Source organism: Staphylococcus agnetis (assembly GCF_002901865.1).
GTDB lineage: Bacteria > Bacillota > Bacilli > Staphylococcales > Staphylococcaceae > Staphylococcus > Staphylococcus agnetis.
Genome location: NZ_PPQF01000028.1, coordinates 31,828 through 47,048, shown reverse-complemented (window position 1 = coordinate 47,048; position 15,221 = coordinate 31,828). Strand labels below are relative to the sequence as shown.

General features: G+C 36.2%; 9 protein-coding genes. 6 read left to right on the top strand and 3 right to left on the bottom strand.

The genetic code is table 11. The features are described from left to right. Positions 1 to 79: 79 nt before the first annotated feature. Positions 80 to 1,324, top strand: coding sequence for a Glu/Leu/Phe/Val family dehydrogenase (locus CD172_RS05750; protein ID WP_037566815.1), 1,245 nt, complete (start codon positions 80 to 82; stop codon positions 1,322 to 1,324). A gap of 125 nt (positions 1,325 to 1,449) precedes the next feature. Here CD172_RS05750 and CD172_RS05745 read toward each other — a convergent pair whose 3' ends face one another. The 3 genes from CD172_RS05745 to CD172_RS05735 form a co-directional block, all read right to left on the bottom strand. After that, complete coding sequence (locus CD172_RS05745; protein ID WP_103345746.1) at positions 1,450 to 2,391, bottom strand: glycerophosphodiester phosphodiesterase; 942 nt, start codon at positions 2,389 to 2,391, stop codon at positions 1,450 to 1,452. A gap of 148 nt (positions 2,392 to 2,539) precedes the next feature. After that, entirely contained in the window at positions 2,540 to 3,913 is a 1,374-nt protein-coding gene (argH, locus tag CD172_RS05740; RefSeq protein ID WP_103345745.1) for an argininosuccinate lyase, read from the bottom strand. Beyond that, entirely contained in the window at positions 3,906 to 5,111 is a 1,206-nt protein-coding gene (locus tag CD172_RS05735) for an argininosuccinate synthase (RefSeq protein WP_103345744.1), read from the bottom strand. The genes argH and CD172_RS05735 overlap by 8 nt, the downstream gene beginning before the upstream one ends. A 193-nt stretch (positions 5,112 to 5,304) precedes the next feature. On the opposite strand from CD172_RS05735, the gene CD172_RS05730 reads away from it, so the two are divergent. From CD172_RS05730 to addA, 5 genes are all read left to right on the top strand, one after another. Then, a complete protein-coding gene (locus CD172_RS05730; protein ID WP_037566821.1) occupies positions 5,305 to 6,636 on the top strand; it encodes a glucose-6-phosphate isomerase in 1,332 nt (443 codons plus the stop codon). A gap of 190 nt (positions 6,637 to 6,826) precedes the next feature. Next, positions 6,827 to 7,327 (top strand): signal peptidase I, encoded by a 501-nt coding sequence (gene lepB / locus CD172_RS05725; protein ID WP_082624710.1) that lies wholly within the window; start codon positions 6,827 to 6,829, stop codon positions 7,325 to 7,327. A gap of 11 nt (positions 7,328 to 7,338) precedes the next feature. Next, positions 7,339 to 7,911 (top strand): signal peptidase I, encoded by a 573-nt coding sequence (lepB, locus tag CD172_RS05720; RefSeq protein ID WP_037566865.1) that lies wholly within the window; start codon positions 7,339 to 7,341, stop codon positions 7,909 to 7,911. Between the two features lie 149 nt (positions 7,912 to 8,060). Continuing rightward, positions 8,061 to 11,513 carry a helicase-exonuclease AddAB subunit AddB gene (gene addB, locus CD172_RS05715; RefSeq protein WP_103345743.1) on the top strand — a complete coding sequence of 1,151 codons (3,453 nt, stop codon included), beginning with the start codon at positions 8,061 to 8,063 and terminating at the stop codon, positions 11,511 to 11,513. Continuing rightward, on the top strand, positions 11,510 to 15,151 hold the full coding sequence (gene addA / locus CD172_RS05710; protein ID WP_103345742.1) for a helicase-exonuclease AddAB subunit AddA: 3,642 nt from the start codon (positions 11,510 to 11,512) through the stop codon (positions 15,149 to 15,151). Before addB ends, addA begins: the two co-directional genes overlap by 4 nt. Positions 15,152 to 15,221: the final 70 nt, after the last annotated feature.

The window sequence follows — 15,221 nt, the reverse complement described above, 5'->3', positions numbered from 1 at the left end:
AGGCTTTAAAAAAGTATTGCTTATGTTACAATGACTTATGTAAGCGAAAACAAAGTAGGAAAAAGAGGCGAAATGGATCATGGCTGAAAAAAACAATCTAGTGACGTCAACTCAAGGTATCATTAAAGAAGCAATGCATAAATTGGGTTTCGACGATGGTATGTATGAGTTGATTAAAGAACCTTTGAGATTTTTAACAGTTCGTATTCCGGTGAAAATGGATGATGGAACGGTAAAAACTTTTACAGGGTACCGTGCGCAACATAATGATGCTGTAGGACCTACAAAAGGTGGGGTACGTTTCCATCCAGATGTTGATGAAGAAGAAGTAAAAGCACTTTCTATGTGGATGACTTTAAAATGTGGTATCGTCAACTTACCATATGGCGGTGGTAAAGGCGGTATTGTATGTGACCCACGTCAAATGAGCATTCATGAAGTTGAACGTCTTTCAAGAGGGTACGTACGTGCAATTTCACAAATTGTTGGACCGACTAAAGATATTCCAGCACCTGACGTATTTACAAATTCTCAAATCATGGCATGGATGATGGATGAATACAGTCAAATGGACGAATTTAACTCTCCTGGTTTTATCACAGGGAAACCGATTGTGCTTGGTGGTTCACAAGGACGTGACCGTTCAACAGCTTTAGGTGTTGTTATTGCAATCGAAGAAGCTGCAAAACGTCGTGGTAAAACAATTAAAGATTCACGTATCGTAATACAAGGATTCGGTAATGCAGGTAGTTTCCTAGCTAAATTCCTATATGATCAAGGGGCTAAAATTGTAGGAATTTCAGATGCTTATGGTGCATTACACGATCCAGAAGGTTTAGACATAGATTATTTACTTGATCGCCGTGATAGTTTTGGTACCGTGACTAACTTATTCGAAGATACCATCTCAAATAAAGAATTATTTGAACTTGATTGTGACATCTTAGTACCAGCGGCGATTGCAAATCAAATCACTGCTGATAATGCTAATGATATTAAAGCCGAGATTGTTGTAGAGGCTGCAAATGGTCCTACAACACCAGAAGCAACTAAAATATTAACTGACCGCGGCGTATTACTTGTTCCAGACGTGTTAGCAAGTGCTGGTGGCGTTACAGTATCTTATTTCGAATGGGTTCAAAATAATACAGGTTACTATTGGACAGAAGAAGAAGTGAATGAAAAACTTCGTGAAAAATTAATTACTGCTTTTGATACAATTTATAACTTATCCCAAAATCGTAAAATCGATATGCGTTTGGCAGCATACATTGTTGGCATTAAGCGCACTGCAGAAGCAGCTCGTTACCGTGGTTGGGCATAATACATGTGAAAACCGCAAAGTGGAGAGAACCACTTTGCGGTTTTTTTGTCAATAAATCGCTTTTTAAGCAAACATTTGTGGAAGCATATACTAAAAATGAAGTTGCTTTTGAAAACATCATAATATTAATGTTTAATAAGGTTACTGTATAAATCAGGATAGTTAGTGAATACGCCTGTTACGCCATATTGATTTAAGCGTTTCATGTCTGGTACTGTATTAACGGTATAAGGGTGAATATAGAAACCTAAGTCTCTTAAATGTTTCGTGTTTTGCGCATTTAAGTCATGATAGTCAGGACCAATACCAACAGCATACTGTTTTACTGTTTGTAAATCTTTATCCGTCATCGCTGTTAATTGACCTACATCTGTCAATTGAATAAGTGGAATGTTCGGATTGAGTTTGTGCGTTTTTTGTAAACTTGCTTGTGAAAATGATTGAATGACAACTTTACCATTAGTAAGAAAGTTTTTCTTATCTAAACGATATTTATGCATAGTTTGTAATAATTTTTCTTCCATACCTGGATAGACTTCAGGGGATTTTGTTTCAATGTAGAAATTCGTATGCTTACCGTAGCGTTTAAAAATTTCATCGAGTGTAAGTACTTTTTGGCCAACATATTTTGGATTTTTATATTCAGGATGAGCTTGATTAAACCAACTGCCTGCGTCTAACTGTTTTAATTGAGCAAGTGTTAATTGATCAACACGACCTGTACCATTCGTTGTACGATCAACTGTTTCATCATGCATGGCAACGAGGTGCCCATCTTTAGTCATTTGTAAATCGATTTCTAAAAAGTCAGAACCCATTTCATTGATACTTTTATCATATGAAGGGATGGTATGTTCTGGTGCATAACCACTGGCACCACGGTGACCAATTGTTACATGTTTTTTGTTTAAGACGTTATGTACACTTGGAGATAAAGGAGTAGCTTGATTATGATTTGCAGCGCTTTGTGAAGAGCCCGCATCAACTTGAGAAGGTATTGCGATGCCTCCAATCATTAAAGATGCGACTAAACTTGAAGAGATAATTATTTTTGAATAATGCTTCATGATAAATCCTCCTTAATATTTATGGTAATGCTCCTTTAAATTATAGTATATAATATGCAAACACAATAGGATTTAACAATAATTATAAGTCTTAAAAATAAATTAAAAAAGCTCCGTTAACATTAACGGAGCTTTAATAATATTGATATTAAATCAAAGTTTTTGCTACAGAAATTTGATGTTTCACGGCATCCTGACCTGTAGAACCATAACTTTTTCTACGTTTTACCGCTTCAGCAGGTTGTAAATACGTATAAATATCTTTATCGATGGCGTGATGATGTTGTTTATAAACGTCAAGTGGCACATCTAATAAAAACATCTCATTTTGAATGCACCATAATACAATTTTACCTACGATTTCATGAGCTTCTCTAAATGGTATGCCTTTTACAACAAGATAATCTGCGAGTTCAGTGGCGTTGGAGAAGTCAGACTTAACCGTTTGTGTTAAGCGTTCGGTATTCACTGTCATACTTCCTACCATTCCGTCGAAGATACGTAAAGAGCCTTTAAGGGTGTGTATTGCATCAAATAGCCCCTCTTTATCTTCCTGCATATCTTTGTTATATGCTAGCGGTAAACCTTTTAGAGTCATAAACAAGCTCATTAAATGACCTGTAGTTCGTCCCACTTTACCACGTATTAATTCAGCCATATCAGGGTTTTTCTTCTGAGGCATGATAGATGAACCAGTTGAAAATGCATCAGATAGTGTAACAAATTTTGCTTCTTCAGATGACCAAAAGATGATTTCTTCCGCAAAACGAGATAAGTGTACCATAGTCAAACTGATTGCATGCAGCGTCTCAACAATATAATCTCTATCGCTTACAGCATCTAAACTGTTTTCATAAATCGACGCAAAACCTAAAAGTTGTTGCGTTTCGTGACGATCAATAGGATAGGTTGTACCACTTAAAGCTGCTGCCCCAAGAGGGGAAATGTCGATACGTTTTAAAGCGTCTTTGAAACGTCCTTTATCACGCTCTAACATCCAAAAATACGTCATTATATGATGCGCAAAAGATATCGGTTGCGCACGCTGTAAATGCGTGTAACCAGGCATAATGGTTTCGACATGTTCATCTGCTAAGTTAACAATGGTTTTTTGAAACAATTCGATCGCTTCAATGATTTGTTTTACTTCTTTTTTAGTATACAGATGCATGTCAGTGGCAACTTGATCGTTTCGGCTTCTTCCGGTATGCAATTTGCCACCAACGGCACCGATACGTTGAATGAGTTCATGTTCAATATTGAGATGGATGTCTTCTAATGAAGTTTGAAATTCAATATTGCCATCGTGATAATCTTTTTGAATGGCTTTTAAACCATTAATGATTGCTTCGCTTTCTTTTTGTGTCAGTACATTTTGATGGTAGAGCATCGTAGCATGTGCAATGCTCCCCTGAATGTCTTCATCAATTAATGTTTTATCAAAATGAATCGATGCATTGAATGCATCGACCCACGCTTCAGGTTTTTCCTCAAAACGACCGCCCCAAGCTTTTTTAGTCATTTTGATAACCTCCATTTTGCATTGCGTTGACTTGTGTAGGTAAACCATAAATATCAATAAAGCCAACAGCAGATGATTGATTGAACGCATCTTCCTTCGTATATGTTGCGAGTTGCTCATTGTATAACGTGTAATCAGATTTTCTTCCATTAGCAATTGCGTGTCCTTTAAATAATTTCACACGTACTTCACCCGTGACATTTTGTTGCGTTTGATCTACAAATACTTTCAATGCATCTGTTAAAGGTGAGAACCATAAACCATTATAGACTTGCTCAGCGAATTGTTTTTCAATAATTGGTTTAAAATGCGCTACGTCTTTTGTTAATGTAATGGATTCTAACGCTTTATGTGCAGTTAAAATGACTTCTGCACCTGGTGTTTCATAAACTTCACGTGATTTGATACCGACAAGTCTATTTTCAATGTGATCGATACGACCAATACCATGCTTACCTGCAACTTCATTTAAATGTAAAATGAGATCATCTAGTGCATAAGCTTTTCCATCTATATGAGTAGGGATACCTTTATTAAATGTAATTAATATTTCTTCAGGCGTATCTGGAGTATCTTCTAATTCATTTGTTAAATCAAATGCATCTTTAGGCGGTGCGACAAATGGATCTTCTAAAACACCACATTCATTACTACGGCCCCATAAGTTTTGGTCAATAGAATAAGGTGATTCTTTGCCAATCGGTACAGGGATATTATGTTTTTTTGCATAATCGATTTCTTCTTCACGACTCCATCCCCATTCTCTAACAGGTGCGATGACTTTAAGGTTTGGATCCAATGCTTTAATAGCGACTTCAAAACGTACTTGATCGTTACCTTTTCCAGTACATCCGTGCGCAATCGCGTCTGCATTGGTCGCATGCGCGATTTCTACTAACTTTTTAGAAATCAATGGACGTGATAGTGCAGATACTAATGGATATGTTTGTTCATACATTAAGTTCCCTTTGATTGCATAACCAACGTAATCTTCACTAAATTCTTTTGTTGCATCAATAACATGAGACTCGATAGCACCCATATCTAACGCTTTTTGGTAAACGACATCTAAATCTTTACCTTCACCAACGTCTAAACAACATGCTACAACCTCATAACCTTGATCGATAAGCCATTGAACAGCTACACTTGTATCCAATCCACCAGAATATGCTAATACTACTTTTTGTTTATTCATTTCCTATTCCCCCTACGTATGTCGTTAAATTGTATAGCACTTACTATACCACAAATGATTTATTATGCAAGTATGTAAATAAATATACATATAAAAAGTCATCGAATCGTCATTATAAACGATGTTTGAAAATTGAAAATGTATGAAAATCCTAGTAAAATAACGATAGTTAGATATTTAGGAGGCGCAGTGCATGACACATATTCAATTAGATTATCAAAAAGCGTTATCATTCTTTGAGCAACACGAAATCGATCAACAAGCTGACCTTGTTAAAAGCGTACACCGTACGATTCACGAGGGCACAGGAGCAGGTAGCGACTTTTTAGGTTGGGTCGATTTACCAGTTGATTATGATAAAGCGGAATTTGCTCGTATTCAAAAATCAGCGGAACAAATTAAATCAAATTCTGACGTATTGGTTGTCATTGGAATTGGTGGATCGTATTTAGGTGCGCGTTCAGCAATTGAAATGTTAACACCAGCATTTAAAAAAGATAAAGATACGCCTGAAATTATCTTTGCAGGACATCATTTATCGTCAACATATACACAAGAACTGATTGATTATTTAGAAGGCAAAGACTTTTCTGTGAATGTGATTTCTAAATCAGGTACAACTACAGAACCTGCAGTCGCATTCCGTCTTTTCAAAAAATTATTAGAAGATAAATATGGTAAAGAAGAAGCAGTGAAGCGTATTTTTGCTACGACAGATAAAGAAAAAGGTGCTTTAAAGCAACTCGCTACAAATGAAGGGTATGAATCATTTATTGTCCCTGATGATGTGGGCGGTCGTTTCTCTGTTTTAACAGCTGTAGGTCTTTTACCAATTGCTGTTGCAGGTATTGATATTGAGGCAATGATGTCTGGTGCAGCTTCAGCACGTGAAGAATTAAGTTCTGATGATGTAACACAAAATATTGCGTATCAATATGCAACTATCCGTAATATTCTATACAGTAAAGGCTACACGACAGAGATGCTCATTAACTATGAACCATCTTTACAATATTTCAATGAATGGTGGAAACAATTATTCGGTGAGTCTGAAGGTAAAGACTTAAAAGGTATTTATCCATCAAGTGCGAACTTTACGACAGACTTACATTCATTAGGTCAATACGTGCAAGAAGGACGTCGTTTCTTATTTGAAACGGTATTAAAAGTCGAGTCACCGAAACACAGCATTACAATTGAAAAAGATGAAGATGATTTAGATGGACTGAATTATTTAGCAGGTAAAACGGTTGATGATGTGAATACAAAAGCATTTGAAGGGACTTTACTTGCGCATACTGATGGTGGCGTGCCAAACTTAGTTGTTAAAGTACCACAATTAGATGCGTTTACGTATGGTTATCTTGTTTACTTCTTTGAAAAAGCAGTTGCAATGAGTGGCTATCAATTAGGCGTAAATCCTTTCAACCAACCAGGTGTTGAAGCTTACAAACAAAATATGTTTGCTTTATTAGGTAAACCTGGATTTGAAGATAAAAAGAAAGAACTTGAAGCGCGTTTATAGAATGTAAACTATTAAATGAAAAAAATACAGGGGGTAAGTTGACGTGAACAACGTCGATGAACCGCCTGTTTTTGTTGTTAGCGTTTCCCTTTCTCATTCTTAAGTTGGATTACACCATGAATCAAATACAGTATAATAAATAAACTTAAATTTTAGAGAGGTGCGCCAGTTGAAAAAGAGTATAAAATATATGATATCTGCGTTCTGCGCCTGTATAGTGATATTCATTATGATTCTTTTTATCATCGTACCGTTCCGAGTGACATCGCATCAATGGACACCTATGATACAGCAAGGTGATCGTTTTTTAATTAATCAACTTGCGCCACGTCTCAATACCATTGATTATAAAGATTATGTGGTTTATCGCAATAAAGACCAATTTAAAATTGGCCGTGTTATTGGTAAGCCAGGACAATCTATTGCAATACAAAACAATGAATTGTATATTGATAATCAACGTGTTAAAGATACGCACATTGAACAGTTGCATATTGGTTCATGGGCATCTCGTCGTTTATCACAACAAGAAAGTGATATTATAGCGCCCGGACAATATGTGGTATTGCAACATAATTCGAAAGGTCATAATACCGAACCATTTGGAACTGTGCGTAAAAATGATATAATAGGTACGATTTTACTTCGTTATTATCCATTTGAAAAAATAACTTTAAATTTAGAGGACTAGAGGTGTCAGGATTGAGAAAAGAAACGATGGAATGGTTGGTGTCCATAGGTTTAGCATTATTAATTGTAGGCTTGTTGTATGCCTTTGTAATAAAACCTTATAATGTTAAAGGGGATTCTATGGATCCAACATTGAAAGACGGAGAACGTGTGATTGTAAATAAACTTGGAAAAACATTCGGTCATTTGGATCGTGGTAATGTCATTGTTTTTCACGCCGATGAAAATAGTGATTATGTGAAACGAATTATTGGTGTTCCAGGAGATCATATTGAATATAAGCATGATGTGTTATATGTGAATGGCAAGAAAACAGCAGAGCCGTATTTAGATTACAATATGAAACATAAAAATTATGAAGAGATTACAGGTTCTTTTAAATCATCTGACTTACCAAATAGTGGCGGTCAATACAAAATCCCAGCAGACAAGTATCTTGTTTTAGGTGACAATCGTGAAGTGAGTAAGGATAGTCGTGCGTTTGGTTTAATCGATAAAAAGCAAATCGTAGGGAAAGTGTCATTAAGATTCTGGCCTTTCAGTGAATTTAAAGTGAACTTTAATCCAGAAAACACTAAAAATTAATACGATAAAGTGTCGGAGAGTAGGATAGAAATGAAGATGATTTCTAATCCTGCTCTTTTTATATTGAATTCATATGAATGCGGTAGAGCAAATTGAAATGAGAGTGCTATAATAAGCGTAAATGTATACGTAATAAAAGGGGTGAGGACATGTTTCGTGCATTTCTAGGTCGTGCAGGAACGGGTAAAAGTACGGCAATTCTAAATGAAATTAAAAACAAATTACAAGCACAACCATTAGGCGATCCCATCGTGCTAATCACACCGATGCAAGGGACGTATTTGTATGAGCAAGCATTAGTAAATGATAGTGCTCTAAAAGGGAGTATGCGTGCAGAAGTATTACACTTTGAAAGGTTGAGCCACCGTGTTTTTCAAGAATTGGGTGGCGTGCATGAAACACGCTTGTCAACAAATGCAATTGAAATGATGTTGTATGACATTTTACAAGAACAAAAAGAAAATCTTAAGTTATATCATGCTCAAACCGCTTATCTCGGCTTTAGCACGAAAATGAGAGAGCAAATTCAAGACTTTGAAAAATACGACGTTAGTGCTGACATGGTAGAAGCGGCTTCGAATGATGAAACTTTTGATCGTCGTACACGAGATAAATTGCACGACATTGCCCTCATCTATCATCAACTCAATCAACGCTTATCCGATACTTTTATAACACCGGAAGCGCAAATGAATCGATTTATTCAGTTGATTCCAAATTCAACGTGGCTAGCGAACGCAGATATTTATATCGATGGTTTTCACAACTTTTCAACACAAGAATATCAAATAATCGAAGCACTTGTGAAGCACACTCAATCAGTGACAATCAGTTTGACGACCAACGGAGATATGGATGCATTTAGTATGTTTCGAAAACCGTCAGAATCGTTGCAACATATAGAGGATATTGCGACAAAATTAGATGTAACGTTGCAGCACTCATATTTTAATGAAGTATATCGATTTCAAAATGATGCTTTAAGACATTTAGAAAAACATTTTGATGCTTTAATTCCTGAACAGTCATCAACGGACGCTACGTCGCTTCGCATATTAGAGTCACCAACAACTCGAGATGAAGTCAATGAAATTGCACGACGCATTTTAAAAGATGTGCGTGAAGAAGGTTATCGTTATAAAGATATTGCCATTTTATACAGGGATCCTAGCTATCCCTATTTGTTAGATGCGATTTTACCGCAATTTGATATTCCTTATAGTTTAGATATTAAAAAATCGATGACACATCATCCTGTTATGGAAATGTTACGCGCACTCATCGAAGTCATTCAAACGACATGGCAATTCGATCCATTAATGCGATTACTAAAAACAAATGTATTAACTCGTCAATATGATGATAGTTTACATCGCATTGATATACTCGAAAATTACGCTTTAGAACGTGGCATCTATGGAAAACGTTGGCTAGACCCTAAATATTTTACTATAGACCAATTTGAAAAAATGGGGATTAAACATAAAAAGTTAAATGAAGACACACGTGCGTTATTTGAACGTGTGATAGCTTTAAAAGACAATGTTTTCGAAAAATTACTTACGTTTGAATCTCGATTGACAGAAGGGCAACATGCATGTGACTATGCAACAGCATTTTATGAAGTAATGGAAAATTTCGAGTTGCCACATCAATTAATGACTGAACGCGATATACTTGATGAAATGGGAAAACATACGGAAGCTGAAGAAATAGATCAAATATGGAATGGCTTTAGCCGTGTATTAGATGATGTTGTTGCTGTATTTGGGACGCAAGCGATGTCATTATCTCGTTTTTTAGAAATATTAGATGTAGGCTTGAATGAACTTGAATTTTCAATGATTCCACAAACACTTGATCAAATTACAGTTGGCTCTATGGATTTAGCTAAAGTGGACAATAAAAAACATATTTACATGATAGGTATGAATGATGGTGTTATGCCACAAGCCTTATCTAGTAAAAGTTTAATATCAGATGATGAGAAAAAACATTTTGAAGCTGTGACACATACGCCGTTGAGTCCGACCGCTGATATTTTACAAATGGATGAGGCGTTTGTATGTTACCATGCGATGACACGTGCGACGCATGCACTTACACTTAGCTACAGTCTTATGGATAGTAGCGGTAGCGAAAAGGAAAAAAGCCCATTTCTAAACGATATGATTCAGTTATTTCAGCAATTAAACGTAACATCCATCGTACGTGAACATGAACGTAACACGTTGTCACTGGTTGCACATCCCCATCAAACGAAAGTGCATTTATTTGAGGCTTTAAAATCAGCTTTAGAAGGCGAGCTCATTTCTGATACTTGGTATGCAGTTAATGCTGTGATGGCGGCACACACTTCATTATCTCAAGGGTTAGACCATTTGAAAACAGCATTAACGTATCGTAATGAGACGGTAACCCTTAATCAAAACCTTACACAAGCGTTATACGGTAAGACAATTAATGCGAGTGTTTCAAGGTTCGAAGGCTATCAAAGTTGTCCATTTAAACATTTTGCATCACACGGGTTAAAGTTAAATGAACGTTCAAAATATCAATTACAAAGCTTCGATTTGGGTACCATTTTTCACGACGTTTTACGCTATATCGCTGAAAAAGTTGAAGGTCGATTTAGTCAACTTTCAGTTAAACAAATACAACAGCTCACTGAAGAAGCATTAGCGTATTATTTACCAGAAGTGCAATATAATCTACTCAACTCAACGTCGTATTATCAGTATTTAGCACAACGCATCGGTGCGATCATTCAAGCGACGTTACAAGCGTTAAAACATCAAAGTGAACAATCGCAATTTAGACCTATTGCATTTGAAAAGGCATTTAGAAAGAAACCGAGAAATGAGGAAGAATTGTTTGCGCAATCACTTCAAACAAGACAAGGTATTCCTATTAACATTCGAGGACAAATTGACCGAATTGATACGTATGAAACGCATGATAAAAGCTTTATCAATATTATTGATTATAAATCCTCAACATCGAGCGCTTCTTTAGATTTAGTCAAAGTGTATTATGGGCTTCAAATGCAAATGATGACCTACATGGATATCGCACTACAAAACAAAGCAAGATTAGGTTTAGCTTCAGATGTTAAACCTGGTGGCTTCTTATATATGTATGTGCATAAATTTAAAGACGATAAAAGAACATGGTCGGATTTAAGTACAGATAAATTAACGACCTCTTTCTTAAAATCGTATCAACTCAGTGGCTTATTGAATAGTGATCCTGACGTCATTGAAGCCTACGATAAACGATTAATAGGTGGGTTTAGTTCGGATGTTGTACCACTTCGTCTCAAAAAAAATGGAGAGCCATATAGTTCAAGCAAAGTGGCGGATGAAGCCACCCTTTATAAATTAATGCAACATAATAAACGTAATTTTGTAGATATCGCTTCAAATATTATGGACGGTCATACGGAAGTGGCCCCTCTAAAATATAAAGAAACACTACCATGCCGTTTTTGTAATTACCAATCAGTATGTCATGTGGATAGCTTAATAGATTCACCAAAGTATCGTACGGTAGATGAAAAAATCAATCCGTTAGACTGTTTAAGAGAGGAGGAAGATGAATGACGATACCTGAAAAGCCCAAAGATGTTCAATGGACGGATGCCCAATGGGAAAGTATCTATGCCAAAGGTAAAGATGTACTTGTAGCTGCAGCAGCAGGATCAGGTAAAACAGCTGTTTTAGTAGAACGGATTATTCAACGCATCCTTAAAGATGGTATCGATGTAGACCGTTTGCTTGTCGTAACATTTACAAATTTAAGTGCGCGTGAAATGAAGCATCGTATCGAAGCACGTATACATCAAGCCGCACTTGAAGACCCTTCCAATCAACATATTAAAAATCAATTGGCGAAAATACATCAAGCTCAAATTTCTACATTGCACAGTTTTTGTTTGAAATTGATTCAACAACATTATGATATTTTGAATATAGACCCCAATTTCCGAACGGCAAGTGAAGTTGAAAATGTACTCCTCTTAGAATCGGTGATTGATGAAGTCTTTGAAGCACATTATGCGCAACTTGACCCACACTTCGTTGATTTAACAGAACAAGTCGGCTCGGATCGTAATGATGAACGCTTGAGACAAATCGTTAAAAGTTTGTACTACTTTAGCGTCGCCAATCCTGAACCTGAAAAATGGTTGGATCAACTCGATGCCCCTTATATCGAACGGCATATGCAAAGTCATTATCTGAACATTATTAATCAATATAGTTTGCTTTACTTAAAGGCAGCTCAAGATGCCATTGAACAATCATATGCACAGTTAGAAGTATTAGGAGACCTAGATAAACACATTGTTTTTATAGATGAGCATCGGCGTGGGTTACAACAACTTTTGTCTGAATCACAAATCAATAAAAAGAAACTTCAAACGTATGAAATTGGGCGCATGCCTACGAAACCTAAAGACATTGGTAAAGATGAGATGCAAAATGACATGTATGAGACATTTAAAGCGCATTTTGATCAATTTAAATCATTTATGTCGAAAGTTAAAGATGAACTTGTAGCACGCGATGATGATGCACTTGTAGATGAACTTGCGCATTTAGCACCGCGCGTACGTTATTTAAGTCAATTAACTAAAGATGTGATTTCGACTTTTAACAAAGCCAAACGCGAACGCAATCTGTTAGATTTTACAGATTACGAACACTTTGCATTAAAAATTTTATACGATGCATCGGGGCAACCTTCAGAAATAGCAGATGTTTACCGACAAAAATTTGAGGAGATTTTAGTCGATGAATATCAAGATACAAATAGAGTGCAAGAGCAAATTATCTCAAGTTTTAAACGTGGTGATGCCTCAAATGGTAACTTGTTCATGGTGGGTGATGTGAAGCAATCTATCTATAAATTTAGACAAGCAGATCCAAGTTTATTTATTGAGAAATATCAAGCGTTTAATCAACCTGATGGGTCTAGTGGTTGGCGCATTGATTTGTCTCAAAATTTCAGATCTCGTAAAGAAGTTTTAAATACAACCAATTACTTATTTCATCATATGATGGATACTGAAATAGGCGAAATTGAGTATGATGCTGCGGCAAGATTATATTACGGCGCACCGTTTGATGATGCTGATGTCCCTTTACATTTTAATGTCCTTCTTGAAGATGAATCCAGTGACTTGACTGGTTCTGAACAAGAGGCACATTTAATTGCAGAACAGGTAACTTCTATCATTAATACAAAAAAAGTATACGATGTGAAAACGAAGCAGTATCGACCAGCGACGTATAAAGATATCGTTATATTAGAGAGAAGTTATAGTAATGCCCGCAATTTACAACACGTATTTAAAGATAGGGATATCCCATTATATGTGAATAGTAAACAAGGCTATTTTGAACAAACGGAAATAAGGCTAATGTTGTCGTTTCTAAGAGTGATTGATAATCCACTTCAAGATATTTATCTCGTTGGTTTGATGCGTTCTGTTATTTATCAATTTACGGAAGACGAATTAGCTGAAATTCGAGTCGTGTCACCGCATGACGATTATTTTTATCAATCCATCCAACATTATATGAAATCAGAAGATGCGCAACCTAACATACTTGATAAGTTATCGCGATTTATGAATGATTTGTCTATGTACCGCACATACAGTCAAAGTCACCCGGTTTACCAATTAATCGATAAAATTTACAATGACCATTATTTAATTCAGTATTTTAGTGGCTTAATTGGCGGAAAAGGGCGACGTGCGAATCTTCATGGACTGTTTAATAAAGCAGTTGATTTTGAACAATCTAGTTTTAGAGGTCTATTTCAATTTATTCGTTTTATCGATCAAATGATTGAGCGCGGGAAAGATTTTGGTGAAGAAAATGTGATAGGTCCTAATGACAACGTGGTGCGTATGATGACCATTCATAGCAGTAAAGGATTGGAGTTTCCGTTTGTAATTTACTCTGGACTCACACGTGACTTTAATATGACAGATTTAAATCAGCCTGTTATTTTAAATCAATATGAAGGTTTAGGGCTACAATATTATGATGAGACACACGGTTTGTTTTATCCATCGTTGATATCAATGAGTATAGAATTAGTGAATCGTAAAGAAATTATTTCCGAGGAAATGAGACTTATTTACGTCGCATTAACACGAGCGAAGGAACAACTCTTTTTAATCGGTCGAGAGAAAAAAGAAACTAAGTTAAACGCTTTAACCCAAGCCTCTATAGCACATGACAAGTTGACGTCATTATACCGTTTTAATGCACGGAATCCTTTCGAATTGATTTACAGTATTTTTAGCAAGTATCACAATACCTCTTTGATTAATGATTTAAGATTTAAAGATGAACAAGAGAATGACACCTCGCTTACGCCGTCAATATCAGTGCATCATATTCAAGCATCAGATGTCTTACCACAAACACAACATGAAGTGTCAGGGGTGAATCTAGAGACGCTTGAAGTAGAGACGAATCAAGCGACACAAAACGCGTCGCTCATCCAAGAGGTTGAAAACCGACTATTATTCCAATATCCTTATGAACACGCGCAGCATTTAGCATCTAAACAATCCGTATCAGAATTAAAGCGTCAACTTGATACTGAACAAGCAGACACCAATTATGATCGTGTCCGTCAATATCGGTTAGGGGTTGCAACATATCAACGTCCCGCGTTTTTAGAGTCTCAAAAACGTACAGCATCAGAAATTGGAACATTAATGCATACTGTGATGCAACATTTGCCTTTTGATGAGCATAGACTTTCTGATGAGGCGTTACAGCAATACATTGAATCACTCGTGACGCGTGCCATTATAACTGAAGATGCAGTGAAAGATATACGCATAGAAGAAGTGAAACGATTTGTTCAAAGTGATTTATATCTTACTATTGCACAAAGTGATATGCTGTATCGTGAATTACCTTTTATCGTAAATCAGCACGATATGGAAAAAGGCACGCATGAAACTGACGCAGCAATCATACAAGGGATGATAGATGTTGTCTTTGTTAAAGATGGGAAACATTATTTTGTAGATTATAAAACAGATGCTTTCGTGAGACGTCGAGGCATGACAGAAGAACAGGTAGGCGAACAGCTTAAAAACAAGTATCAAGTTCAGATGAAATATTATCAAAAAGCTTTAGAGACAATTACTGGTCAAAAGGTCTCGGGATATTTATATTTCTTTAAGTATGGCGCATTAGTAATAGATTAAATTAAAAGGTTAACTGTGTGATTTATCTGAAATTTTCGTTATAATGTGGTTAAGAAATACGTTAGGAGCT